This is a genomic window from Kibdelosporangium aridum, from assembly GCF_900176515.1.
Lineage (GTDB): Bacteria > Actinomycetota > Actinomycetes > Mycobacteriales > Pseudonocardiaceae > Kibdelosporangium > Kibdelosporangium aridum.
Window position 1 is genome coordinate 74,946 of sequence record NZ_FWXV01000021.1, and the last position, 19,194, is coordinate 94,139.

Consider the following 19,194-nt stretch of genomic DNA (forward strand, 5'->3'; position numbering starts at 1 on the left):
CCTCCTGGGAGTGGTGGGGGCTGTCATCTTGGCGCCTCCCGGCAGCGGTGGGGCTGTCTTCTTTTCGCGAGGGTGGCGTGCGGTTGGGCGTCGGGGCGAACGGTCTCTTCGTACGGTTTCGCCCGGCCCGTATCCTGGTCTTCATGGCCAGTAAGCAGGACAAGGAAGCCCTCAAGGCGGCTAAGGCCGCGCGCAAGGCGGAGTCGAAGGCGAAGCGCAGCCAGATCTGGCAGGCCTTCAAGATGCAGCGCAAGGAAGACAAGCTGCTGATCCCGTGGATGCTCGGGGTCTTCCTGGTGATCACCGCGGCGGTGTTCCTGCTCGGCATGCTGTTCGACATCCACTGGATGGCGCTGCCGGTCGGCATCATGTTCGGTGTGCTCGGCGCGGTGATCGTGTTCGGCCGTCGCGTGCAGCGCAACGTGTTCAGCAAGGCTGACGGTCAGCCGGGTGCGGGCGCGTGGGCGCTGGAGAACCTCAAGCGTGGCTGGCGCGTCACCCCGACCGTCGCCGCGACGACCCAGCTCGACGCGGTGCACCGTGTCTTGGGCCGTCCGGGCATTGTGCTGGTCGCCGAGGGCGCGCCGCACCGGGTGAAGACGCTGCTCGCGCAGGAGAAGAAGCGCATTTCGCGCCTGGTCGGCGACACCCCGATCTACGACCTGATCATCGGCAACGAGGAAGGCCAGGTTCCGCTGGCCAAGCTGCAGTCGCGGCTGATGAAGCTGCCCCGCAACCTCGGCCCCAAGCAGGTCGACGTGATCGAGAAGCGGCTGTCCGCGCTGGCCAGCCGTGGCGCCGCGCTGCCGAAGGGCCCGATGCCGCAGGGCGCCAAGATGCGCAACGTGCAGCGCACCATCCGCCGCCGCTGATCAACGATTCCGTAACGGAAGTACCGCTCGGACAAGCGTTCCGTGCTCGGTGGATTGGCAGGAGAACTGGCCTGCGATCTCCTGTGCCCGCTGGGCCATGAATTTCAGTCCCATGCCGCGGCTGCCGGCGTCGGTCGGCAGCCCGACCCCGTCGTCCTGGATCTCCACGACCACGCCCTCGCCGTTGATCGACAGGCTGACCGATGCCGAGGTCGCCTTGGCGTGCTTCACGACGTTGGTCAGCGCCTCGGCGACGATCCGGTACGCGGCGACCTCGATGGACTGCGACAACGCAGACACGTCGTCCGGCAGTTGGGTCTCCACCTTCAGCGTCGGCGCTGACAGGAACAGCGCGAGTTCACGAAGCGCGCCAACCAGTCCCAGCGTTTCCAGCTCCGGCGGTCGCAAGCGGTACGCGACCCGGCGCACGATGCCCAACGCGTCGTGGATAGCAGTCACCGCACGGTCCATCAGCTCGATAGCCGGTGCGTCATCCGGCAACTTCGCGCGCACGGCGTCGAGTTGCAGCCGGATGCCCGCGAGCGTCGGTCCCACGTCGTCGTGCAAGTCGCGCGAGAGCCGTCCTCGTTCTTCCTCGCGCGCGGTGACCAACTGTTCCCGGCTGCGTAGGAGTTCCTCGTCCAACCGAAGTGCGGCGACGACAGGCGCCACTTGGTCAGCTAAGGACGCGAGCGCTTGGGTCAGCATCTCGTCCAGGTGCGTACGTCCCTCGGGTGCCCCGACGAGCAACCTGCCGACGACCGTGCCGCGGTGCCAGAGGACGAAGGTCACCGGTTCGGCTTCGTCGTCGGCGCATTTGCGCACTTCGGCCAATGTCCGCCCGCCATCGGGTGTTTCGAGTTCGAGCCGGGCGAACCGCAGGTGCAGCGAGTTGACGATCTCCTCGCACACCGCGGCGGGCACTTCGGACACCTCGATGCGATCGCGCATCCGTTGTCCCAGAGCGGTTACGGCTTCGACGATGTCGACACGCCTGCCCCACGCGACCTGCCGGACCCACCGCGTCAGCAGCAACGCGATCGGGAAGATCGCGGCACCAACGATTCCGGCCTCGAACGCCGTGTCGATCGGCGTGATGAACGACAGGCTCGCGTAGAGCCCGAGGTAGCACGCCAGCAGGGTGACCGTGACGACCAACCCCACAATCGCCCGGCGCACCGCGAGATCCAAGTCGTACAACCGATCCCGCGTGACGGCGACCGCGACCGCGGTCGGCACGAGCGCCGCGGCGAGGACTTCGAGAATGTGGTCCACCACGATGGGCATCGCCACGAAGTTGCGCAGAACCGCTTGTGCGCCACCGAAAAGCAGCACCCAGAACAGCAGTGACAGCCGCCGCGCCTGCACGCCCGTCGACCTGCGCCACCGGACGCCCAGACCGATCAACGCGATCACCGACGCGGCGATCAGAATGACCTCGGACGTCTCGACCAGGAACGTCGCAAACCCTTGCAGCTCAGGGACAGCGGCTGGATTGTGGACGGTGTACTTGCTGCCGTGCACGCCTTCGGACAGCGTCCCACCGACCAGGTACGCCACGATCCCGAACGACGCGAACCCGACCGCCCACCACCAACGCTTACTCGGCAGCCTGCCGTCCGGGTAGATCAACGGCAGCAAGGTCGCGATCGCCCAGATCGGCGGCGACCACCCGGCGTGCTGAATCGCCTCGAACAGCCGGGCGGCTGGGTCGTCCGGTGAATCGAACGCGCCGACCAACGCGGTCATCAAGGCCATGAAGCCGTCCCACGCGGCGATCGTGACCAGCGCCCAGCCGACCAGGTTGCGGGGCTTGCGCCAGGTCACCAGGAAGCCCATGGCGGCGTAGAAGATCGCGATCTCGACGTCCAGCGGCATGGCGGCGTACCCGGAGTAGCCCCACGCGTCGAGCGCCTCGGTGACGATCGCCGCGGCCACGCCGGTGAGCAGCCCGAACAGCGCCAGGCCCGCGGCGATCAACCGGCCGGTCAACGGGTGCGCACGACCACCGTGCCGAAGAGCTTGTCGTGAAGTCCCCTGCGGTCGGCGTCCCAGATCGCGGCAGGGATGATCAACGCGACCAGGATTGTCCTCGGTATCGCGCGCAGTGGACCGACCATCGGGTTCTCACCCAGCCGGGCGACACGGATACCAAGCATCTTCATACCGGGCGTGAACCCGAAGAAGGAAACGGCGATCACCGTGATCAGGAACCACGCCAGCAAACTCCAGTTCCGGGGCAGCTCAGGCGCGGTGAACAGGCCTGCGACCAGGCCTGACAGCACGGCGTCGATCAACAGGGCAAGCGCGCGCACGCCTGTTCCGGCCACCGAGCCGGGGCCCTCTTCGGGGAGCCCCAAGCGCTCGCCCGGGTAGCTCTGCGCGGGACGGTCGCCGGCGTCCGCGCCAGGCTCGAGCGCGGCGCGGGGCCCGGACAACCACGATCCGGTCCACCTTGTCACCCCACCAGAGTAGAACCACGTCACAAGGCGCCGTCCAACGCCTCACAATTCCGGCATTGCGAGGCTCGTTAACATCGGCGAAACATCCGGGTGACGGTCGGGCAACACCACGCTCATAGCTTCACGACGGAAGTGGGGCGCCCGTCGGCGCCAAGCACTGAGTAAGGAGCCTACGAGCGTGTTCAATAGCCCCGACGAGGTCTTGCGCTTCATCAAGGACGAGCAGGTTCGGTTCGTCGACGTCCGGTTCTGTGACCTGCCGGGCATCATGCAGCACTTCACGGTCCCGGCGGAATCGTTCGACGAGTCCGCGTTCGAGGATGGCCTGGCCTTCGACGGGTCCTCGGTCCGGGGCTTCCAGTCGATCCACGAATCGGACATGCTGCTGCTGCCGGACCCCTACACCGCGCGCGTGGACCCGTTCCGGATCGAGAAGACCCTGATCCTGAACTTCTTCGTGCACGACCCCTTCACCCGTGAGCCCTACAGCCGCGACCCGCGCAACATCGCGCGCAAGGCGGAGCAGTACATCACGGAGTCCGGCATCGCGGACACCGCGTACTTCGGCCCGGAGGCGGAGTTCTACATCTTCGACTCGGTGCGCTTCGACAACGCCGAGAACGGCTCCTTCCACGAGATCGACTCGGTCGAGGGCTGGTGGAACACCGGCGCGGACGAGGAAGGCGGAAACCGCGGGTACAAGACGAAGTTCAAGGGTGGCTACTTCCCGGTGCCGCCGGTCGACCACTTCGCCGACCTGCGTGACCAGATCTCGCTGAACCTGATCAACTCCGGTTTCACGGTGGAGCGCGCGCACCACGAGGTGGGCACCGCGGGCCAGGCGGAGATCAACTACAAGTTCAACACCCTGCTGCACGCGGCGGACGACCTGCAGCTGTTCAAGTACATCGTGAAGAACACGGCGTGGGCCGCGGGCAAGACCGCGACCTTCATGCCGAAGCCCCTCTACGGCGACAACGGCTCGGGCATGCACGCCCACCAGTCGCTGTGGAAGGACGGCGAGCCGCTGTTCCACGACGAGTCCGGCTACGCAGGTCTCTCGGACGCGGCACGTCACTACATCGGCGGAATCCTGCACCACGCGCCGTCGCTGCTGGCGTTCACGAACCCGACGGTGAACTCGTACCACCGTCTGGTGCCGGGCTTCGAGGCCCCGGTGAGCCTGGTGTACTCGCAGCGCAACCGTTCGGCCTGTGTGCGCATCCCGGTGACCGGCAACAACCCGAAGGCCAAGCGCATCGAGTTCCGCTGCCCCGACTCGTCGGGTAACCCGTACCTCGCCTTCTCGGCGATGGTGATGGCGGGCCTCGACGGCATCAAGAACAAGATCGAGCCGCCAGCCCCGATCGACAAGGACCTCTACGAGCTGCCGCCCGAGGAGGCCAAGAACGTCAAGCAGGTCCCGGCCGACCTGGGCACGGTGCTCGACACCCTCGAGGGCGACCACGAGTTCCTGCTCGAGGGCGGCGTGTTCACGCCGGACGTGATCGAGACGTGGATCGCGTTCAAGCGCGAGAACGAGATCGACCCGCTGCGTCTGCGCCCGCACCCGTACGAGTTCGCCCTGTACTACGACGTCTGATCGGCAGTAGTACCCAGCTGGACACCAGGCCGGCGGTCGAGGACATCTCGGCCGCCGGCCTGATCAGTTTCAGGGCCTCGTCCTACGGCAGCGGCGCCTTCACTCGCAACGCCCGCACCAAGTCCATGGTCACTGACACATCGCCCCAAGTTCGCGAGCAGCCTCCGTGAGCTCCTTCAGAAACTGCACGAACTCCGGGTGCTGCTCGCGATCCGCGGGCGGCACCAGCGTGACTGAGCTCGACGCGTCAGCCATGAACAGCCTCGGCGGATCCCACTCATCCTTCGGCTGCACGATCACGCGGGACTGCGAACCAACCTGCCAGTGAGTGCTTACGTTCATGCCCGCAAGGAAACCGGCTACCGGGCGCAACGACCCGGACAAACTGTCCGGGTGTCACTGACCTATGTGGACAGCTTCGAAAATCAAATCAAGAATCGCAGCCCACGGAAGTTCCTTGCCTGGCGCCGACCCCGGCTTGTGCAACGGCCAGATGGCCTCCCCCATGACCAACCGCACGCCAGCTCTCGTCAACTTGGCAATGTGGTCATCCCAGGCAGGATGGTTCACATGGGCCGCGTTGACACGCGGGAACACCACGACCGGTACTTCACCCAATCCGATCGCTTCACAAACCTGAGTCAGGGCTTGGTTGTCCGCGATACCGAGCGCCATCTTCGCAACCGTGTTGGAGGTCGCAGGCACGACCGCATAGCAGTCCACCTTCGGATGTGGACTGTCCTCCCAAGGCATCCTCGGCTTGTGCCGCACCGGAAGCCCGGTCAACTGCTCGATCTTGTCGACCTCACCCATAGCGTCAAGCCATGTCCACGCCGTCGGCGTGAGCGTCACCGCGACCCTTAGCCCGCGTTGCATCACCGGCTCGATCAGCTTGGATGCGATCTCTTCGACGCCGCCAGCCGCAGACCCGACCAACCCGACAACGGGACCACTCATCAGTTCTCATTCACCGCGCGGCAGCGCTGCGCCAACGCCAGCAACAACGAGGACTTCTTGACAGGTGCCCGCCGATACATGGTTCGCAGGACCTCACGTGTGGTCGCACTGTGCCGCAACAGTGACGGCGACTTCTGTTCCGCGGACAACAACACCTGTAGCGCTTGGTCATCCTTCGCCAGCAAGCTCAACGCTCGCGCCAAGTCGATCAGGTGCGTCACTTGTCGCTCGATCGGCAGGCCGTCCGTGTCCACACGTGGTCCGTGATCGATCACATCGGAGATGTCGCCTAGGTCCAACGATGCTGAGAGTTGGTGGAGCCTCACGTTGCGCGGACCGAATCCCGTATGCCAGTAGTTCGCGTCTCGGCCCAACGAGTTGGCTGCCTCTTCAGCCTTCCCCAACAACTCGTTCGCCGTCGCACGTTCCCGGTGCCGCGCGGCAGCCACCGCCGCCCGCAAATGCAGCATGCCGTAGAGACTCAAGGCGCTCGCGTCACCCTCGCGCATCCTCGGCTCCAGGTACTTCGCCGCCGCGTTTCCCAACTCCAACGCGTCCTCAAACCGCCCAGTCGCCAACAACGCATGCGTGCCGGACCTGGCCGCCGAGGCCAACACCAACGGGTCATCAGCGACGTCGGCTGCGTGCATAGCTCTTTCCGCCGCGATCCACGCCAAGTCCGCCTCACCGATCTTGCTCAACGTCGTGGCCGTCAAGTGGTGATCCGCGCCGAGACCGTTGCCGCCAGCCGGTTGTCAGCCTCGTCGACGTTGTTGGACTCTATCTGCTGCGCCGTCTTAATCAATCTCGGCAAGACCGCGACCACACGCCCGATCTGTCCGGCCTGGTAGTCCATCCAGGCCGCCTCAGTCCACTGCGCGACAGGCTGTTTTGGTCATTTTCTGGCGAGCCATACGCTTGAGCGGCTGCGGAACAAATCTTCGTGTATTAACAAACTCCCAGATGTCCAACTTCGACGCACCATTACTTGTCGATGCGATTTTCGGATCAGTTTCCTGTTCAGGGGCACCAGAAAACATTGAAGACTCGTCAGAACTTCCCGAACCCACAAGATCACCTCAAAGCCCACGCACTCCGGTTCAACTTCAGGGCAATCAAATCTTAACCCTGCGCCCGGAAAGTGTACGGCCAAAGACCGGTCGCATCGCATGGTTTGTTGCCGAATTTGGCTCTATCGGATCAAGGCGCGCCGCCGGCGGCGCGCGTCACGCTCGCAGCCCGGGACCGATCCATCGCGCCACGACCGGGCTCCCGCTCCGCTACGCCCGGTCGGCCGCCCGGCACGGCCCCAAGCTGCCCGCATGACCCAGCAACCGCCACGACGCACCCAACACCAACAGCCACATCGGCGACATCACCCCCGGACATGCGACGGCCCCCGGCGTCCTATGACCATGACCCAGACACCGGGGGCCTAACCCAGCCGGAGGTGCGGGGGGCAGCACGTCCCACCAGGCCGAGGCGAACTTCCCTGCAAGCCACCTCGTCCGATCGAGTCTGCGCCGACGTCAAACCACCCCACAAGACGCCGCACCACAGGCCCTCCCCTTTGATCGTTTAACACCGGGCAAGCGGCATCAAGGCGCGCAGCGGCGCCGCGCCCAACCGGAGGCCAGGCCGGCAGTACGCGCCGGACATGAGCCAGCCCGTCCGTTCCCCCGAGAAGAAACGGGCGGGCTGACGTTGACGAACGTGCCGAGGGGGAGGTGCACGCCCATCAGGGCGGCAAGTGTTCACGCCGTACCAAAACACCGTCAAACTACGAATCAGTGACCATCCCCGGCTCATACACAGGCGCCACCAGGGGTCCCTCCCCTTTAATCGTTTAACACCGGCCCAGCGGCATCAAGGGCGCCTACGGCGTCGCTGACGCGATGGGCATTCGCCCCCTTGACACCGCCGACCCGGTGCTAACGCGCGGCAGGGGCGAGGAAAGGGGTCGGGCAGGGACCGACCAACTCACCTTGATCTCGCCCGTCACCAAGGAGGCACCGGATGGGTACACAACTCGTGCTCTGGACCAGGTACGAACTCAGCAAGGTGTTCGGGCCGAGCAACCCACGGCGGACCAAGATCAGGCCGTCTCCAGGCCGTCAGACGTCGGCGAGTGTCGATCAACGACCGTCAACGACGACCAAGAACCAGCAGGTCAAAAGGGGTGCACGCCAACGGGCCGCAGGTCGAAGCCGGTGGTCGACAGGCCTCGACGTCTGATCGGCTGTAGTACCCAGCTGGACACCAAGCCGGCGATCAAGGACATCCACGGCCGTCGGCCTGATCATGTGGAGGCTTTGGTGTAGCGGTAGGCTAGGTGGGCGAAGGCGGCTTTGAGTTCGGGTGGGCCGATTACTTCGATGTCGGCGTCGAATCGGCCGATTGTGGCGGCTAGGCCGGGCCAGGACCAGGCGCCGATGGTCAGGCGGCAGCGGTTTGGGGTGAGTTCTTCGATGATGGCGTCGTGGGCGTAGGGGGCGATGTCAGCTGTTGGCAGGTTGAGGATGACTTCGCCTCGGCAGGGCCAGCCGGTGGGGCTGCCTTTGAAGGTGTTTTCCACGAATTCGGCCGCGTTTTCGACTGGTAGGTCGCGTGCGGCGAAACGTGGGCCGGTGGGGATGCGTGGGCTTATCTTGTCTGCGCGGAAGGTTCGCCAGTCGGCGCGGTCGAGGTCCCAGGCCACTAGGTACCAGCGGCCTGCTTTGGTTACGAGGTGGTGGGGTTCGACGCGGCGGAGCCCCGTTGTGTGGTCGAAGCGGAGGACTTCGTGGGCGCGGATCGCGGTGCTGATCGCCATCAATACGCTGCCGTCGACCGGTGGGGGTGGGACTGCGGTGGCTTGGAGAGTGTCTATGCGGTGGCGGAGGCGGGTTGGCATTACTTGTCGGATGGTTGTGAGGGCTCGGGCTGCGGCTTCTGAGGTGGCGGTTTGGAGTGCTATTGCCAGCGCGATGGCTTGGTCGTCGTCGAACAACATTGGCGGTAGTTCTGTGCCTGCTTCGAGGCGGTAGCCGCCGTCGGGGCCTTTTGTTGTCACGATGGGGTAGCCGAGTTCGCGGAGACGGTCGACGTCGCGGCGGACCGTTCGGGGGCTGACTTCCAGGCGCGAGGCCAAGACCGCTCCTGGCCAGTCGCGGCGCGCCTGCAGCAGCGTTAGCAGCGACAGGAGTCTGGCTGAGGTCTTTGGCATGTTTTCAATATTGTCTGAAGTAGAGGACACACCCTGGCCGCTTTGGCTGCGAATCTTTCGTCGTGCCTATTGATGAGAAGACTGAACTGTTGGCTCAGCTTGCCGAGGCTCGGGCCGCACTGCTCAAGACCACTAGCGGACTCAGTGACGAGCAGGCGGGCGAGCGGCCGACTGCCAGTGCGTTGTGTCTGGGTGGGTTGATCAAGCATGCTGCGTCCACTGAGGCGGGATGGGTTCGCTTCATTGCCGGCAACCCGGATCGCCATGACTTGCCTGACGGGGTTACCTGGGCGGACATCGCCGCCGGCACGGCCCGCGAGTTTCCACAGTGGATGGTTGACTACCAGAATGACTTTCGGATGTTGCCGGGTGACACCTTGACCAGCGTTGTCCAGCGGTATGAGGAGGTTGCGCGGAACACCGAGGAGGTCGTCGGTGGGATCACCGATCTGTCGAAGGCGCAGCCGCTGCCTGAAGCGCCGTGGAATGAGCCTGGGGCTGTGCGCAGTGTTCGACGGGTCTTGATGCAGCTCATTTCTGAGACGGCTCAGCATGCCGGCCATGCGGACATCCTGCGTGAGTCGATCGACGGGCAGACATCCACATGATGGACTCGCGGTCGCTCAACCGCGCGACGCTCGCCCGGCAGTTGCTGCTTGACCGCAGCGACTTGCCGGTGCGGGACGCCGTCGCCCACGTCTGCGGCCTGCAGGCTCAGGAACCTCAGGAACCGTTCGTTGGGCTCTGGTCGCGTGTTCATGGGTTCGTGCCAGGAACTCTCGACGAACTCCTTGAGCAACGGCGGGTTGTGCGGGTTCATCTCATGCGCCGCACTGTCCACTTGCTCACGGCCGAGGATGTTCTTGCTTGGCGGGCGCGATTCGACACGATGCTGCGCCAGCGTGTGCTTGGGGTTTACCGCGGTGAGCTTGAGGGGGTTGACCTCGAGGAGCTCAAGGTCGCGGGCTTGAAGGTGATGAGCGACGGCGAGGCCCGTTCGATGAGGGAGCTCGTCGAGGCGCTGGGGTTGGAGCCGGGGTCGCGGCCGTTGGGTGAATTGCTGATTGCCGCTCTTGTTCCGGTGGTGCAGGCGCCGCCACGCGGGTTGTGGCGGGCCAAGGGCGGAGTTCGCAATGTGGCGCTCTCCGCATGGCTGGGCCGTGAGATCGATCCGGTGACGCGGGACGAAGCGTTGATACGTCGCTATCTCGCTGCGTTCGGACCCGCCGCCGTAGCTGACATTCGCGCTTGGAGTGGCTTGGCCGGGTTGCCGAAGGCGGTGGCCGCGATCCGGGATGAGCTGGTGACGTTCCGGGACGAGCGTGGCCGGGAGCTGCTCGATCTTCCCGATGCGCCGCGGCCCGATCCGGAAACGCCTGCGCCTGTGCGGTTTCTGCCCGCGTTCGACAACGCGATCCTTGGCTACGACGACCGCAGCCGGATCATTGACCACGAACACCGCGGCTTGTCGGTCGCGGGCGAGCGCGTTGTGCTGGTGGACGGTCGAGTGGCCGCGACCTGGAGCGTTGACGCGGGCACGCTCACGGTCAGTCCGTTGCGGCGCTTCTCAAAGGCCGACCGCGTCGCCGTTTGCGAGCAGGGGCAGGAACTGGCGTTGTTCCTTTCGGATCAGGAAAGCGATCGCGTGCGGGTCGATGCGTAGGTCAGCACCACGAGAGGGATCTGCGTGAGCGTGTAGATCACGTGGAACGAGTAGTGATGCAGCGTCTGCGCCGGTTCGAAGGGCAGGAACGGCAACGGCAGCACGCTCAGCACACCGCCACCAAGCCCTTGCAACACGGCCCAGCCGAACAGCGGCCACGCAGTCCAGCGGGCGTTTGCCCTGTTCGATGGGGTCTACCAGGCCATGGTCGAGCTCTTCGGCGAGTACCAGGAACGCGATCTCCGGACACTGGCCGAGATCCTGCCCCGGTTCCGCGCCATCCTTGCCGGCTGGGCCTGACAAAAGTTTCCGCCGAACCGCTGAACCGCCGCCGACGGGTGCTCGTATGGAGTAACGAAAGGGTCACAAGAACGTGGCCCGGCCCAGGATTTACCCCGACTCGTCCTGGGCCGGGACCATCGGACTCGCCGGTCGGCCTCCTCACCGACGCGCGCAGCACTCGGTCGGCCGGCGAGCCTTTCACTTTTGGAACCTCTCCGCCGTGAGCGGTGTAGAAGAGGTGTCATCACAGATGAGGAAGCCATAGCCCTGGCGAGGGCAGGTGACCTGGACGCCTACGGCACCCTGGTCGCCCGGTACACCGCGCTCGCGCACAGAACGGCTTACCTGCTCGGCGCCGGTCCTGACGCCAGCGATGTGGTGCAAGAGGCGTTCGTGAAAGCGTTCAAAGCGCTGTCCCGGTTCCGGGAGGGCGCGCAGTTCCGGCCGTGGCTGCTGAGCATCGTGGCCAACGAGACCAAGAACCTGCATCGGGCGACGAAGCGGCGCAACCTGCTTGAACTGCGAACGGCCGACGACCCGGTCGACCATAGGGACCCGGCCGCCCTCGCGGTACGTGACGCGGCCAAGACGGATCTGCTCCGAGCCCTCAAGACGTTGCCGGAGAAGGACAGAGCCGTGGTGACCTGCCGGTATCTGCTCGACCTCAGCGAGGCGGAGACCGCGCAAACGCTTGGCCTGGCCAAGGGAACCGTCAAGTCCCGGCTGTCCAGGGCCCTGGCGAAGCTCCGGGAGGCGGTGAGCCATGACTGACGATCAGCTTGAGGCCGCCCTCCGCCAACTGAACATCGACGTGCCCGAACCGCCGGACGTCCAGGCAGAAGTCCGCGCCCGGCTCAGCGAGCCACGCCGGTCGGTCCTGCGCCCGATCCTGGTCGCGGCGGCCGCGGTGCTGCTCGCGTTCGGCCTGGTCTTCGCGGTGTCGCCCGATGTACGGGCCGCGGTCGCGGAGTTCCTGAGGTTCGCGGGCATCGAGTTCCGGCAGGACGCTCCGCCACCGATGCCGTCCATCCCCATGGTTCCCGGCGAGCGGACGATCAGCTTGGCCGAAGCGAGGCAACTGTTCGACGTCAAGCTGCCTCCGGCGTTGGGTGAGCCGGTCGAAGTCAGGGTGTCCGACCGTGTTCTTTCCCTGCTGTACAACGGAAAGCGGCTCGACGAGTTCGAAGGCGACTTCAGACCGGCGATGGCGAAATTCGCCAATGAGCAGGACATCGAACACCTCACCGTCGACGGCCGTGAGGTGCTGTGGATCCCGCGGCCGCACGAGGTCCTGTTCATCAACCGCCACGGCCGGTACCAGAATGAGTCCGCGCGCATGTCCGGCAAAACCCTTATCTGGCAGGACGGCGCCGTCACGCTGCGGCTGGAAGGCGACTTCAGCAAGGAAGAAGCACTCCGGCTGGCCTTCGGCTAGTCGTAGAAGACCCGCTCGACCACCGCTCGCGCTCGGCGCGTTGTGCGGCGGTACGAGTCGAGGAACTCGCCAGGGTCGGCGTCACCTGGGTAGCCCAAAGCTCGTGCCACGGCCAGCAATTCTCGTCCGGACGTAGGAACCTGGTCAGTCTGCTTGCCACGCACCAGGGTCGCGGCGTTGCGCACGCTGGTCGCGAGCAACCACGCGGTACGGAGTTCCTCGGCGTCCGGCGGCGTGATCAGCTTTGCTTCTTCAGCAGCAGCAAGGCCTTCGAGTGTGCTCGGCGTACGCAACGCGGGTACTTCGTGCGCGTGCTGCAACTGCAGCAGCTGCACGGTCCACTCGATGTCGGCGAGGCCACCCCGGCCGAGCTTGGTGTGCGTGGTCGGGTCGGCGCCGCGCGGCAACCGCTCAGTGTCCACTCTGGCCTTGATCCGGCGGATCTCGCGGACGCTCGTTGAGTCCAAACCCTTTCGGGGATAACGGAATTCATTGATCGCGTTGATGAACCGCGCACCGACATCGGCATCACCGGCGACGAACGCGGCACGCAGCAACGCCTGCCATTCCCAGACTTCGCTCCATTGCCGGTAGTACGCGATGTACGAGTTGAGCGTCCGGACGAGTGGGCCTTGGCGGCCTTGGGGCCGTAGCCCGACGTCGACTTCCAGCGGCGGATCCTGGCTCGGTGACCCGAGTGCGCGGCGCATCGACTCGACGACAGCGGACGCGAACTTGACGGCCTCGTCATCGGTGGCGCCTTCGACTGCCTCGCAGACGAACATGACGTCGGCGTCCGAGCTGTAGCCCAACTCGAAACCGCCGAGCCGTCCCATGCCGATGATCGCGATCTTCGCCTTCGGCCAACCGCCCAGCTCGACAGCCTTCTCGCGTTCTGCCGCGGCAAGCGCCGATTGCAGCACGGCGACCCATACGCTCGACAACGCCCCGCACACTGCGGGCGTCTCCATCAGCCCGAGCAAATCGGCGCACGCGACTCGCGCCAACTCGTGCCGTCGCAGTGACCGCGCAGCGGCGACAGCGCCATGTAGGTCACGATGCCGCCCGACGGCCGTGCGCAACGACTGCGCGACCTCGGCAGGATCACGGCCCGCGAGTTCATTGGTGTCCGCAAGGAGCCGTAGGACTTCCGGCGCACGCGCAACCATCTCCGGCACGAGCTTCGACGTGCCCAGCAACTGCGCGAGCCGCTCCACGACAGCACCTTCGTCCCGTAGCAACCGCAGGTACCAGGGCGTTGTCGCCAAAGCTTCGGACATCTTGCGATACGACAGCAATCCGCCGTCTGGGTCGGGCGTATGCGCGAGCAGGTCCAGCAACACAGGGAGCAACGCGCCCTGAATCGCGGCTCGCCGCGAAACACCGCTGGTCAGCGCCGAGATGTGGTTCAGCGCGCCCTCTGGGCTTGCGTATCCCAGCGCACCGAGCCGTGCCGCTGCCTCCGATGCGGTCAGCCGCAGAGCCTCGGTCGGCACCTTGGCCACGGACTCGAGCAACGGCCGATAGAAGAGCTTTTCGTGCAGTCGACGCACCCGGTTGGCGTGACGACGGAACTCCGACAGCAACACCTGCTCCTCGGCACGGCCACGGTCCGGCCGTACGCCCGCGGCACGCGCGAGCCAACGCAGGTCCACGAGGTTGTTCTCGTCGGGGAACAGGTGCGTACGCCGCAGTTTCTGCAGTTGGAGACGGTGTTCCAACGTGCGCAGGAAGCGATACGACTCCCCTAGGCCCGCGGCATCCGCACGGCCAACGTAACCACCGGCACCCAACGCGGCCAACGCGGTCGTGGTCGACCCGAGGCGCAAACTCTCATCGCTACGACCGTGCACAAGTTGCAGCAGCTGCACCGCGAACTCGACGTCCCGCAGTCCGCCGCGGCCCAGTTTGAGCTCGCGTTCGAGAAGCTCGGCCGGCACGTGGTCCTCGACACGGCGCCGCATTTGCTGCACGTCGGCCACAAAACCGTCGCGGTCTGCGGCCGTCCACACCATCGGCCGGACAACGTCCAAATAGGCCTCGCCCAGTTCGGCGTCGCCCGCGACCGGACGTGCCTTGAGCAGAGCCTGGAATTCCCACGTCCGCGCCCACCGGCGGTAGTACGCGGTGTGTCCCTCCAACGTGCGCACCAGCGCGCCGGCCTTGCCTTCCGGTCGCAGCGCCGCGTCGACCTCGAAACAGGCCGAGCCCGCGACCGTCATCATCCGGCTGGCCAACCGAGTCGCCACGTCGAGGTCGTCCTCACCGACGAACACCACGTCGACGTCGCTGACGTAGTTGAGCTCGCGGCCGCCGCACTTGCCCATGGCGATGACGGCCAGACGGGCATTGTTCGGGCCAATCTCGTTCTGCGCGACCACGAGGGCGGCCCGCAGCGCCTCTTCTGCGAGCTCAGTAAGGCGTGCGGCCACGTCGTCGTACGGGGGTGCCGCGAGTGCAGGTTCGACGAGGTGCCCGAGATCGTCCGCGGCGATCAGCAGCAGTTGCGCCCGGTATGCCGCACGCAGCGCCTTCACCGCGTCCGGGCCGGTCAGATCCGCGACCACGGAGATCAGGTCGAGCTTGGCGCCCGTGCTCAGCGTGCGCCAGCTGTCCGGGTTCGCCACGAGGAAATCCGCGAGCGCGGTCGAAGCCCCAAGCACCGCAATGAGGTTGCCGCGCAGCCGCACGTCCTCGCGCAAGGCCGCGGTCAGCTCGGACCACGTCCCGGACTCACGCATCCGGTCGATGCCCCGCAGTGCGAGATCGGGATCGGGGCTACGCGACAGGGCGACCAGCATCGGCTCGGCGTCCTTGACCGGGCCGTCGTCGCCCCACCACCCGGCGGCTCGCAACGCGGCCTCGGCACGGTCGTCCGTCAGCCCGAAACGGGCAGGGGACGTGACGGTACGCGCGCGATCAGCCATCACCGTAGAAACTACGCCAGAATGACCGCGATCCCGAGCAAGGTCACCGCTCCGCAGATGGCGAAACTGCCGACGGCCATCACGACCTTGCCGCGGCCCTTGGCCACGATGCCGACCGCGAACAGCACGGTGACGAGCAACGTCACGACCAGGCTGACCAGGAAAACGCTGCCGAGGGCAGTCCAGTTGACGTGCATCAGGCCACCTTGATCTCGTGGGGTTCGGCCTGCGGCGCGATCTCGTCGACCACGTGCTCCGGCCGGACCGGACGGCGTCGCGACGCGATGTAGATGCCCAACGACACCAAGATTCCCGCAGCGGCGACGCCGATGACGCCACCCATACCCTGTTCGGCCACCATGCCCGCGATCGCACCGACGGCACCCGCCGCTGGCAACGTGATCAGCCACGCGAGCGCCATACGTCCAAACACGCCCCAACGCACACCGCGCGGCGCACGGCCGAGCCCTGAACCCATCACGCCACCGGAGCAGACGTGCGTTGTCGACAGCGCGAAACCCACGTGCGACGACGCGAGGATCACCACGGCCGAGCTCGTCTGCGCGGCGAAGCCCTGCGGCGGCTCGATGGTGGTCAGCTTCTTGCCCAGTGTGTGCGTGATCCGCCAGCCGCCGAGGTACGTGCCGAGCGCGATCGCCACACCAGCGCTGATGATCACCCAGGTCGGCGGGCCAGAACCGGCAGCGAGCGAGCCAGACGCGATCAACGCCAGGGTGATGATGCCCATGGTCTTCTGCGCGTCGTTGGTGCCGTGCGCCAGCGAGACCAGCGACGCCGAGACCACCTGGCCCGCCTTATATCCACGCGCGACCGTCTCCTCGTCGCCGTTCCTCGTCAGCCGGTAGGTCAGGTATGTCGCACCCGCGGCCACGATCCCGGCGACGATCGGCGCGGCCACAGCGGGCACGAGCACCTTCTCGACGACCTTGGCGAAGTGCACAGCGTCGATGCCCGACGCCACCCACGTCGCACCGATGAGCCCACCGAACAGCGCGTGCGACGAGCTTGAGGGCAGCCCGACGTACCAGGTGATCAGGTTCCAGATGATCGCCCCGATCAAGCCGCCGAAGATGACCGCCGGGGTGATCCGGGCGTCGTCGACGATGCCACCGGAGATCGTCTTGGCGACCTCGACGGACAGGAACGAGCCGACGAGGTTGAGAACCGCTGACAACGCGACGGCCACTCTGGGTCGCAGAGCGCCGGTCGCGATCGAGGTGGCCATCGCGTTGGCCGTGTCGTGGAAGCCGTTGGTGAAGTCGAAGGCCAAAGCGGTGGCCACGACCACAACGACGAGAAGCGCGGGATCCACGCATGCCCCTCCGGTTTGAAGGTCACTTGCGGGTGAACGCTACCTAACCGGAAAGTGAACGAGGGCATCAGACCAGGCATGACGATGGACACGCCGGGAGCGTGCGGCGAAACCGGCGTGTCGGCGTACCTGAACGACGCTCAGACCAACGGCAGCGTGTTGCGTGCGCGGTCAGCCATTGGCAGGTCGCCTGCGGCCAGGCGGACGAATCGCTCGATGATGGGCTGCCAGGTTTCGGCGATGTCGGCGTGGACCTGGTCGAGGTTCTCCCGGTCGAGTGCTCCGGGGCGGGCGGTCTCGGCGAGCTGCGGTGCCATCGCCGCCCACTTCAGGATCGTGTCCGTCGTCGTCTCGATGTGGAATTGCACACCGTAGGCGCAGCCGTTGAGCCGGAAGGCTTGGTTTGGGTACTTGGCGGACGAGGCCATCAGCTCGGCGCCTGGGGGCATCCGGTCGATGCTGTCGACGTGGAAGTGCATGACGTCCAGCATCAGCGGCGCGTCCGCGAACAGCGGGTCGGTCCATGCCACGTCTCGCTTCGCCACCAGCGACGGCCCGACCTCGGGGCCGGAGTCGCCGACAACCACGCGTCCACCCGTCGCCGCCGCGAGTAGCTGACCGCCGAGGCACACGGCGAGCACGGGGATCCGGTTGCCGGTCGCGGAGGCAAGCAGCTGGCGGACGTCCTTGAGCCACGGGTATTTCGCGTCGTCCATGGCGCCCATCTCGCCGCCAAGGCAGACCACGCCTTGGTAGCCGTCGAGCGCCGGGAGCGGCTCGGCGAACGGCCGCACGAGGTGGATCTCGGCGCCGGCGGCCGTCAGCCAGTCACCGAGGTTCGCGACGGGGTCCGAGTCGTCCGGCTGGATCACGAGCACGCGTGTCATGCCTTCCACGTTAGAACCTGTATTCGGCCAAGTCGTGGACGGGTCGAAAGCCGATCGCCGGATAGATGCGGTTCGTCGTGGGGTTGGCCAGATCTGTGGTGATCAACACATGCTCGGCTCCACGGTCGAGTGCCCACTGGGAGGCGGCGGCCGTTGCGGCGGAAGCGTAACCGTGGCCGCGATGCTCCGGCGGGGTGTAGACAGGTGCGATTCTCGCCATACCTTCGAGTGGTCCACGGGCGGAGGCGACGGAGACAGGCGTGCCATCGACTTCCCAGAAGATGCTGGCCGCTCCGGGTTCGAGTTTCTGTTCGGCCACTTCATCCGCGATCGGGTGCGCTCCCTGTCGCGGAAGGGCTTCGTGGATGAACTTGGCCGTCCAGTCGATCAGCATCGGCAGATCGGCCCGCGTCGCCGCGCGTGGCGCGCCCGCGGTGGTGGGCGGTTCGAGCTTGTCGAGTTTGAAAAGGCGGTGCGCCGTGGTGCGGGTGGCGGATCCACCGGTGATCTTCGTCCACGCAGCCACAAAGGCCTCGACTTGATCAAGCGGCCCGGTCGCGGCGGGCAAGTCGGGCAGCAAGTCGTGCACAGCTTGGGTGGTGAAAGCCGCGACCGCGGCAGGCATGGCGCTGACAAGAAGTGGATATGGCGGCGTCCGAATGACCGCACCCACAAGCTTCCCGTTGTCATGCAAGGTGATCAGCAACGCGCCAGGCCAAGGCCTTGCCGTCGCGGTGATCACAACCGTGTTCGTGATCGGGTCCGCAGCCAGCAACGGCCCCGCAACTTCCCGGAACTCGGCTGCCGTGTCGTACACCCGTGCTTCCATCACCCAAGAGTGAACCGCAGCACGGATCCTCGCGACTGAATAACTGGCGCTGATGCCAACCGAACCCAAGACCGCGCGTCAGCGCGTGATGCTGGTCCAAGCGCAACGCGCCCAGCGCTGGGTCGGCAACGAGCTCGCACCGTGGGGGTCTGGGGGCTCGGCCCCCAGAAGACACCAATAAGAGAAGGCCCGGTTCGCGCTTTCCGCGAACACGGGCCTCCTCTGAGCTAATTGCGGCGGCGACCTACTCTCCCACACCGTACCCAGTGCAGTACCATCGGCGCTGAAGAGCTTAGCTTCCGGGTTCGGAATGGGACCGGGCGTTTCCTCTTCGCTATAACCACCGCAAACCTTTGAAATTGTCAGACCTCGCCCTTTTCGGGCGTCCGGTCTGGTATTTCAGAAACCGTACAGTGGATGCGTAACATCTTTGTGAGCAAGTCCTCGGCCTATTAGTACCAGTCAACTCCACACGTTACCGTGCTTCCATCTCTGGCCTATCAACCCAGTCGTCTAGCTGGGAGCCTTAACCCATCAAATGGGTGGGAGACCTCATCTTGGAACGAGCTTCCCGCTTAGATGCCTTCAGCGGTTATCCCTTCCGAACGTAGCCAACCAGCCATGCCCCTGGCGGAACAACTGGCACACCAGAGGTTCGTCCGTCCCGGTCCTCTCGTACTAGGGACAGCCTTCCTCAAGTCTCCTACGCGCGCGGCGGATAGGGACCGAACTGTCTCAC

Annotated in this window: 18 protein-coding genes, 2 rRNA genes and 1 pseudogene; 7 read left to right on the forward strand and 14 right to left on the reverse strand. The window is 65.7% G+C overall.

Features of this window, described 5'->3' with window-relative positions:
• Nucleotides 1–143: 143 nt before the first annotated feature.
• Nucleotides 144–872 carry a DUF4191 domain-containing protein gene (locus B9C43_RS53120; RefSeq protein ID WP_084434814.1) on the forward strand — a complete coding sequence of 243 codons (729 nt, stop codon included), beginning with the start codon at nt 144–146 and terminating at the stop codon, nt 870–872.
• Here the strand turns inward: B9C43_RS53120 and B9C43_RS53125 are convergent, their stop codons facing one another.
• Together B9C43_RS53125 and B9C43_RS53130 are read right to left on the reverse strand one after the other, a co-directional pair.
• Entirely contained in the window at nt 873–2,864 is a 1,992-nt protein-coding gene (locus tag B9C43_RS53125) for a sensor histidine kinase (RefSeq protein ID WP_084434798.1), read from the reverse strand. It abuts the gene before it with no gap.
• Nucleotides 2,861–3,334 (reverse strand): RDD family protein, encoded by a 474-nt coding sequence (locus B9C43_RS53130; RefSeq protein WP_084434815.1) that lies wholly within the window; start codon nt 3,332–3,334, stop codon nt 2,861–2,863. Before B9C43_RS53130 ends, B9C43_RS53125 begins: the two co-directional genes overlap by 4 nt.
• Before the next feature lie 178 nt (nt 3,335–3,512).
• Here B9C43_RS53130 and glnA point away from each other — a divergent pair, with 178 nt between their 5' ends.
• Nucleotides 3,513–4,937: a type I glutamate--ammonia ligase gene (gene glnA / locus B9C43_RS53135; protein ID WP_033391684.1), complete on the forward strand. Its 1,425-nt coding sequence runs from the start codon at nt 3,513–3,515 to the stop codon at nt 4,935–4,937.
• Between the two features lie 129 nt (nt 4,938–5,066).
• Here glnA and B9C43_RS56375 read toward each other — a convergent pair whose 3' ends face one another.
• From B9C43_RS56375 to B9C43_RS53145, 3 genes and pseudogenes are all read right to left on the reverse strand, one after another.
• Nucleotides 5,067–5,279, reverse strand: coding sequence for a hypothetical protein (locus B9C43_RS56375; RefSeq protein ID WP_143447247.1), 213 nt, complete (start codon nt 5,277–5,279; stop codon nt 5,067–5,069).
• Nucleotides 5,280–5,333: 54 nt separating this feature from the next.
• The gene (locus B9C43_RS53140; RefSeq protein ID WP_084434799.1) at nt 5,334–5,894 is read right to left on the reverse strand and encodes a flavoprotein; all 561 of its coding nucleotides are present in this window, start codon (nt 5,892–5,894) and stop codon (nt 5,334–5,336) included.
• A pseudogene (locus B9C43_RS53145) lies at nt 5,894–6,783 on the reverse strand (transcriptional regulator); the annotation flags it as partial. The pseudogene B9C43_RS53145 and the gene B9C43_RS53140, both read right to left, overlap by 1 nt.
• Nucleotides 6,784–7,910: 1,127 nt before the next feature.
• Here B9C43_RS53145 and B9C43_RS53150 point away from each other — a divergent pair.
• The gene (locus B9C43_RS53150; RefSeq protein WP_084434800.1) at nt 7,911–8,129 is read left to right on the forward strand and encodes a hypothetical protein; all 219 of its coding nucleotides are present in this window, start codon (nt 7,911–7,913) and stop codon (nt 8,127–8,129) included.
• A gap of 64 nt (nt 8,130–8,193) precedes the next feature.
• Here the strand turns inward: B9C43_RS53150 and B9C43_RS53155 are convergent, their stop codons facing one another.
• Nucleotides 8,194–9,099, reverse strand: coding sequence for a helix-turn-helix transcriptional regulator (locus B9C43_RS53155; RefSeq protein ID WP_084434801.1), 906 nt, complete (start codon nt 9,097–9,099; stop codon nt 8,194–8,196).
• A 62-nt stretch (nt 9,100–9,161) separates the two neighbouring features.
• On the opposite strand from B9C43_RS53155, the gene B9C43_RS53160 reads away from it, so the two are divergent.
• Both B9C43_RS53160 and B9C43_RS53165 read left to right on the forward strand, forming a co-directional pair.
• The gene (locus tag B9C43_RS53160) at nt 9,162–9,707 is read left to right on the forward strand and encodes a DinB family protein (protein ID WP_084434802.1); all 546 of its coding nucleotides are present in this window, start codon (nt 9,162–9,164) and stop codon (nt 9,705–9,707) included.
• Nucleotides 9,704–10,762, forward strand: a complete 1,059-nt coding sequence (locus tag B9C43_RS53165; RefSeq protein ID WP_407657192.1) for a winged helix DNA-binding domain-containing protein — start codon at nt 9,704–9,706, stop codon at nt 10,760–10,762. The genes B9C43_RS53160 and B9C43_RS53165 overlap by 4 nt, the downstream gene beginning before the upstream one ends.
• On the opposite strand, the gene B9C43_RS57295 is transcribed toward B9C43_RS53165, so the two are convergent.
• Nucleotides 10,729–10,899, reverse strand: coding sequence for a hypothetical protein (locus B9C43_RS57295; protein WP_160097389.1), 171 nt, complete (start codon nt 10,897–10,899; stop codon nt 10,729–10,731). The genes B9C43_RS53165 and B9C43_RS57295 overlap by 34 nt on opposite strands.
• A 349-nt stretch (nt 10,900–11,248) precedes the next feature.
• On the opposite strand from B9C43_RS57295, the gene B9C43_RS53170 reads away from it, so the two are divergent.
• On the forward strand, nt 11,249–11,815 hold the full coding sequence (locus tag B9C43_RS53170) for an RNA polymerase sigma factor (RefSeq protein WP_051897376.1): 567 nt from the start codon (nt 11,249–11,251) through the stop codon (nt 11,813–11,815).
• A complete protein-coding gene (locus B9C43_RS53175) occupies nt 11,808–12,479 on the forward strand; it encodes a hypothetical protein (RefSeq protein WP_084434804.1) in 672 nt (223 codons plus the stop codon). Before B9C43_RS53170 ends, B9C43_RS53175 begins: the two co-directional genes overlap by 8 nt.
• Here B9C43_RS53175 and B9C43_RS53180 read toward each other — a convergent pair.
• The 7 genes from B9C43_RS53180 to B9C43_RS53210 all read right to left on the reverse strand — a co-directional run.
• Entirely contained in the window at nt 12,476–15,406 is a 2,931-nt protein-coding gene (locus B9C43_RS53180) for a bifunctional [glutamine synthetase] adenylyltransferase/[glutamine synthetase]-adenylyl-L-tyrosine phosphorylase (RefSeq protein ID WP_084434805.1), read from the reverse strand. The two genes, B9C43_RS53175 and B9C43_RS53180, sit on opposite strands and share 4 nt — an antisense overlap.
• Nucleotides 15,407–15,417: 11 nt before the next feature.
• Nucleotides 15,418–15,603: a hypothetical protein gene (locus tag B9C43_RS53185; protein ID WP_051897375.1), complete on the reverse strand. Its 186-nt coding sequence runs from the start codon at nt 15,601–15,603 to the stop codon at nt 15,418–15,420.
• Nucleotides 15,603–16,739: an inorganic phosphate transporter gene (locus B9C43_RS53190; protein ID WP_084434806.1), complete on the reverse strand. Its 1,137-nt coding sequence runs from the start codon at nt 16,737–16,739 to the stop codon at nt 15,603–15,605. Before B9C43_RS53190 ends, B9C43_RS53185 begins: the two co-directional genes overlap by 1 nt.
• A 140-nt stretch (nt 16,740–16,879) precedes the next feature.
• A complete protein-coding gene (locus B9C43_RS53195) occupies nt 16,880–17,626 on the reverse strand; it encodes a type 1 glutamine amidotransferase (RefSeq protein ID WP_084434816.1) in 747 nt (248 codons plus the stop codon).
• A gap of 10 nt (nt 17,627–17,636) precedes the next feature.
• Nucleotides 17,637–18,455, reverse strand: coding sequence for a GNAT family N-acetyltransferase (locus B9C43_RS53200; RefSeq protein ID WP_084434807.1), 819 nt, complete (start codon nt 18,453–18,455; stop codon nt 17,637–17,639).
• 231 nt (nt 18,456–18,686) lie between these two features.
• Nucleotides 18,687–18,803: ribosomal RNA gene (gene rrf / locus B9C43_RS53205) — 5S ribosomal RNA — on the reverse strand.
• Nucleotides 18,804–18,887: 84 nt separating this feature from the next.
• Nucleotides 18,888–19,194, reverse strand: a 23S ribosomal RNA gene (locus B9C43_RS53210); the annotation flags it as partial.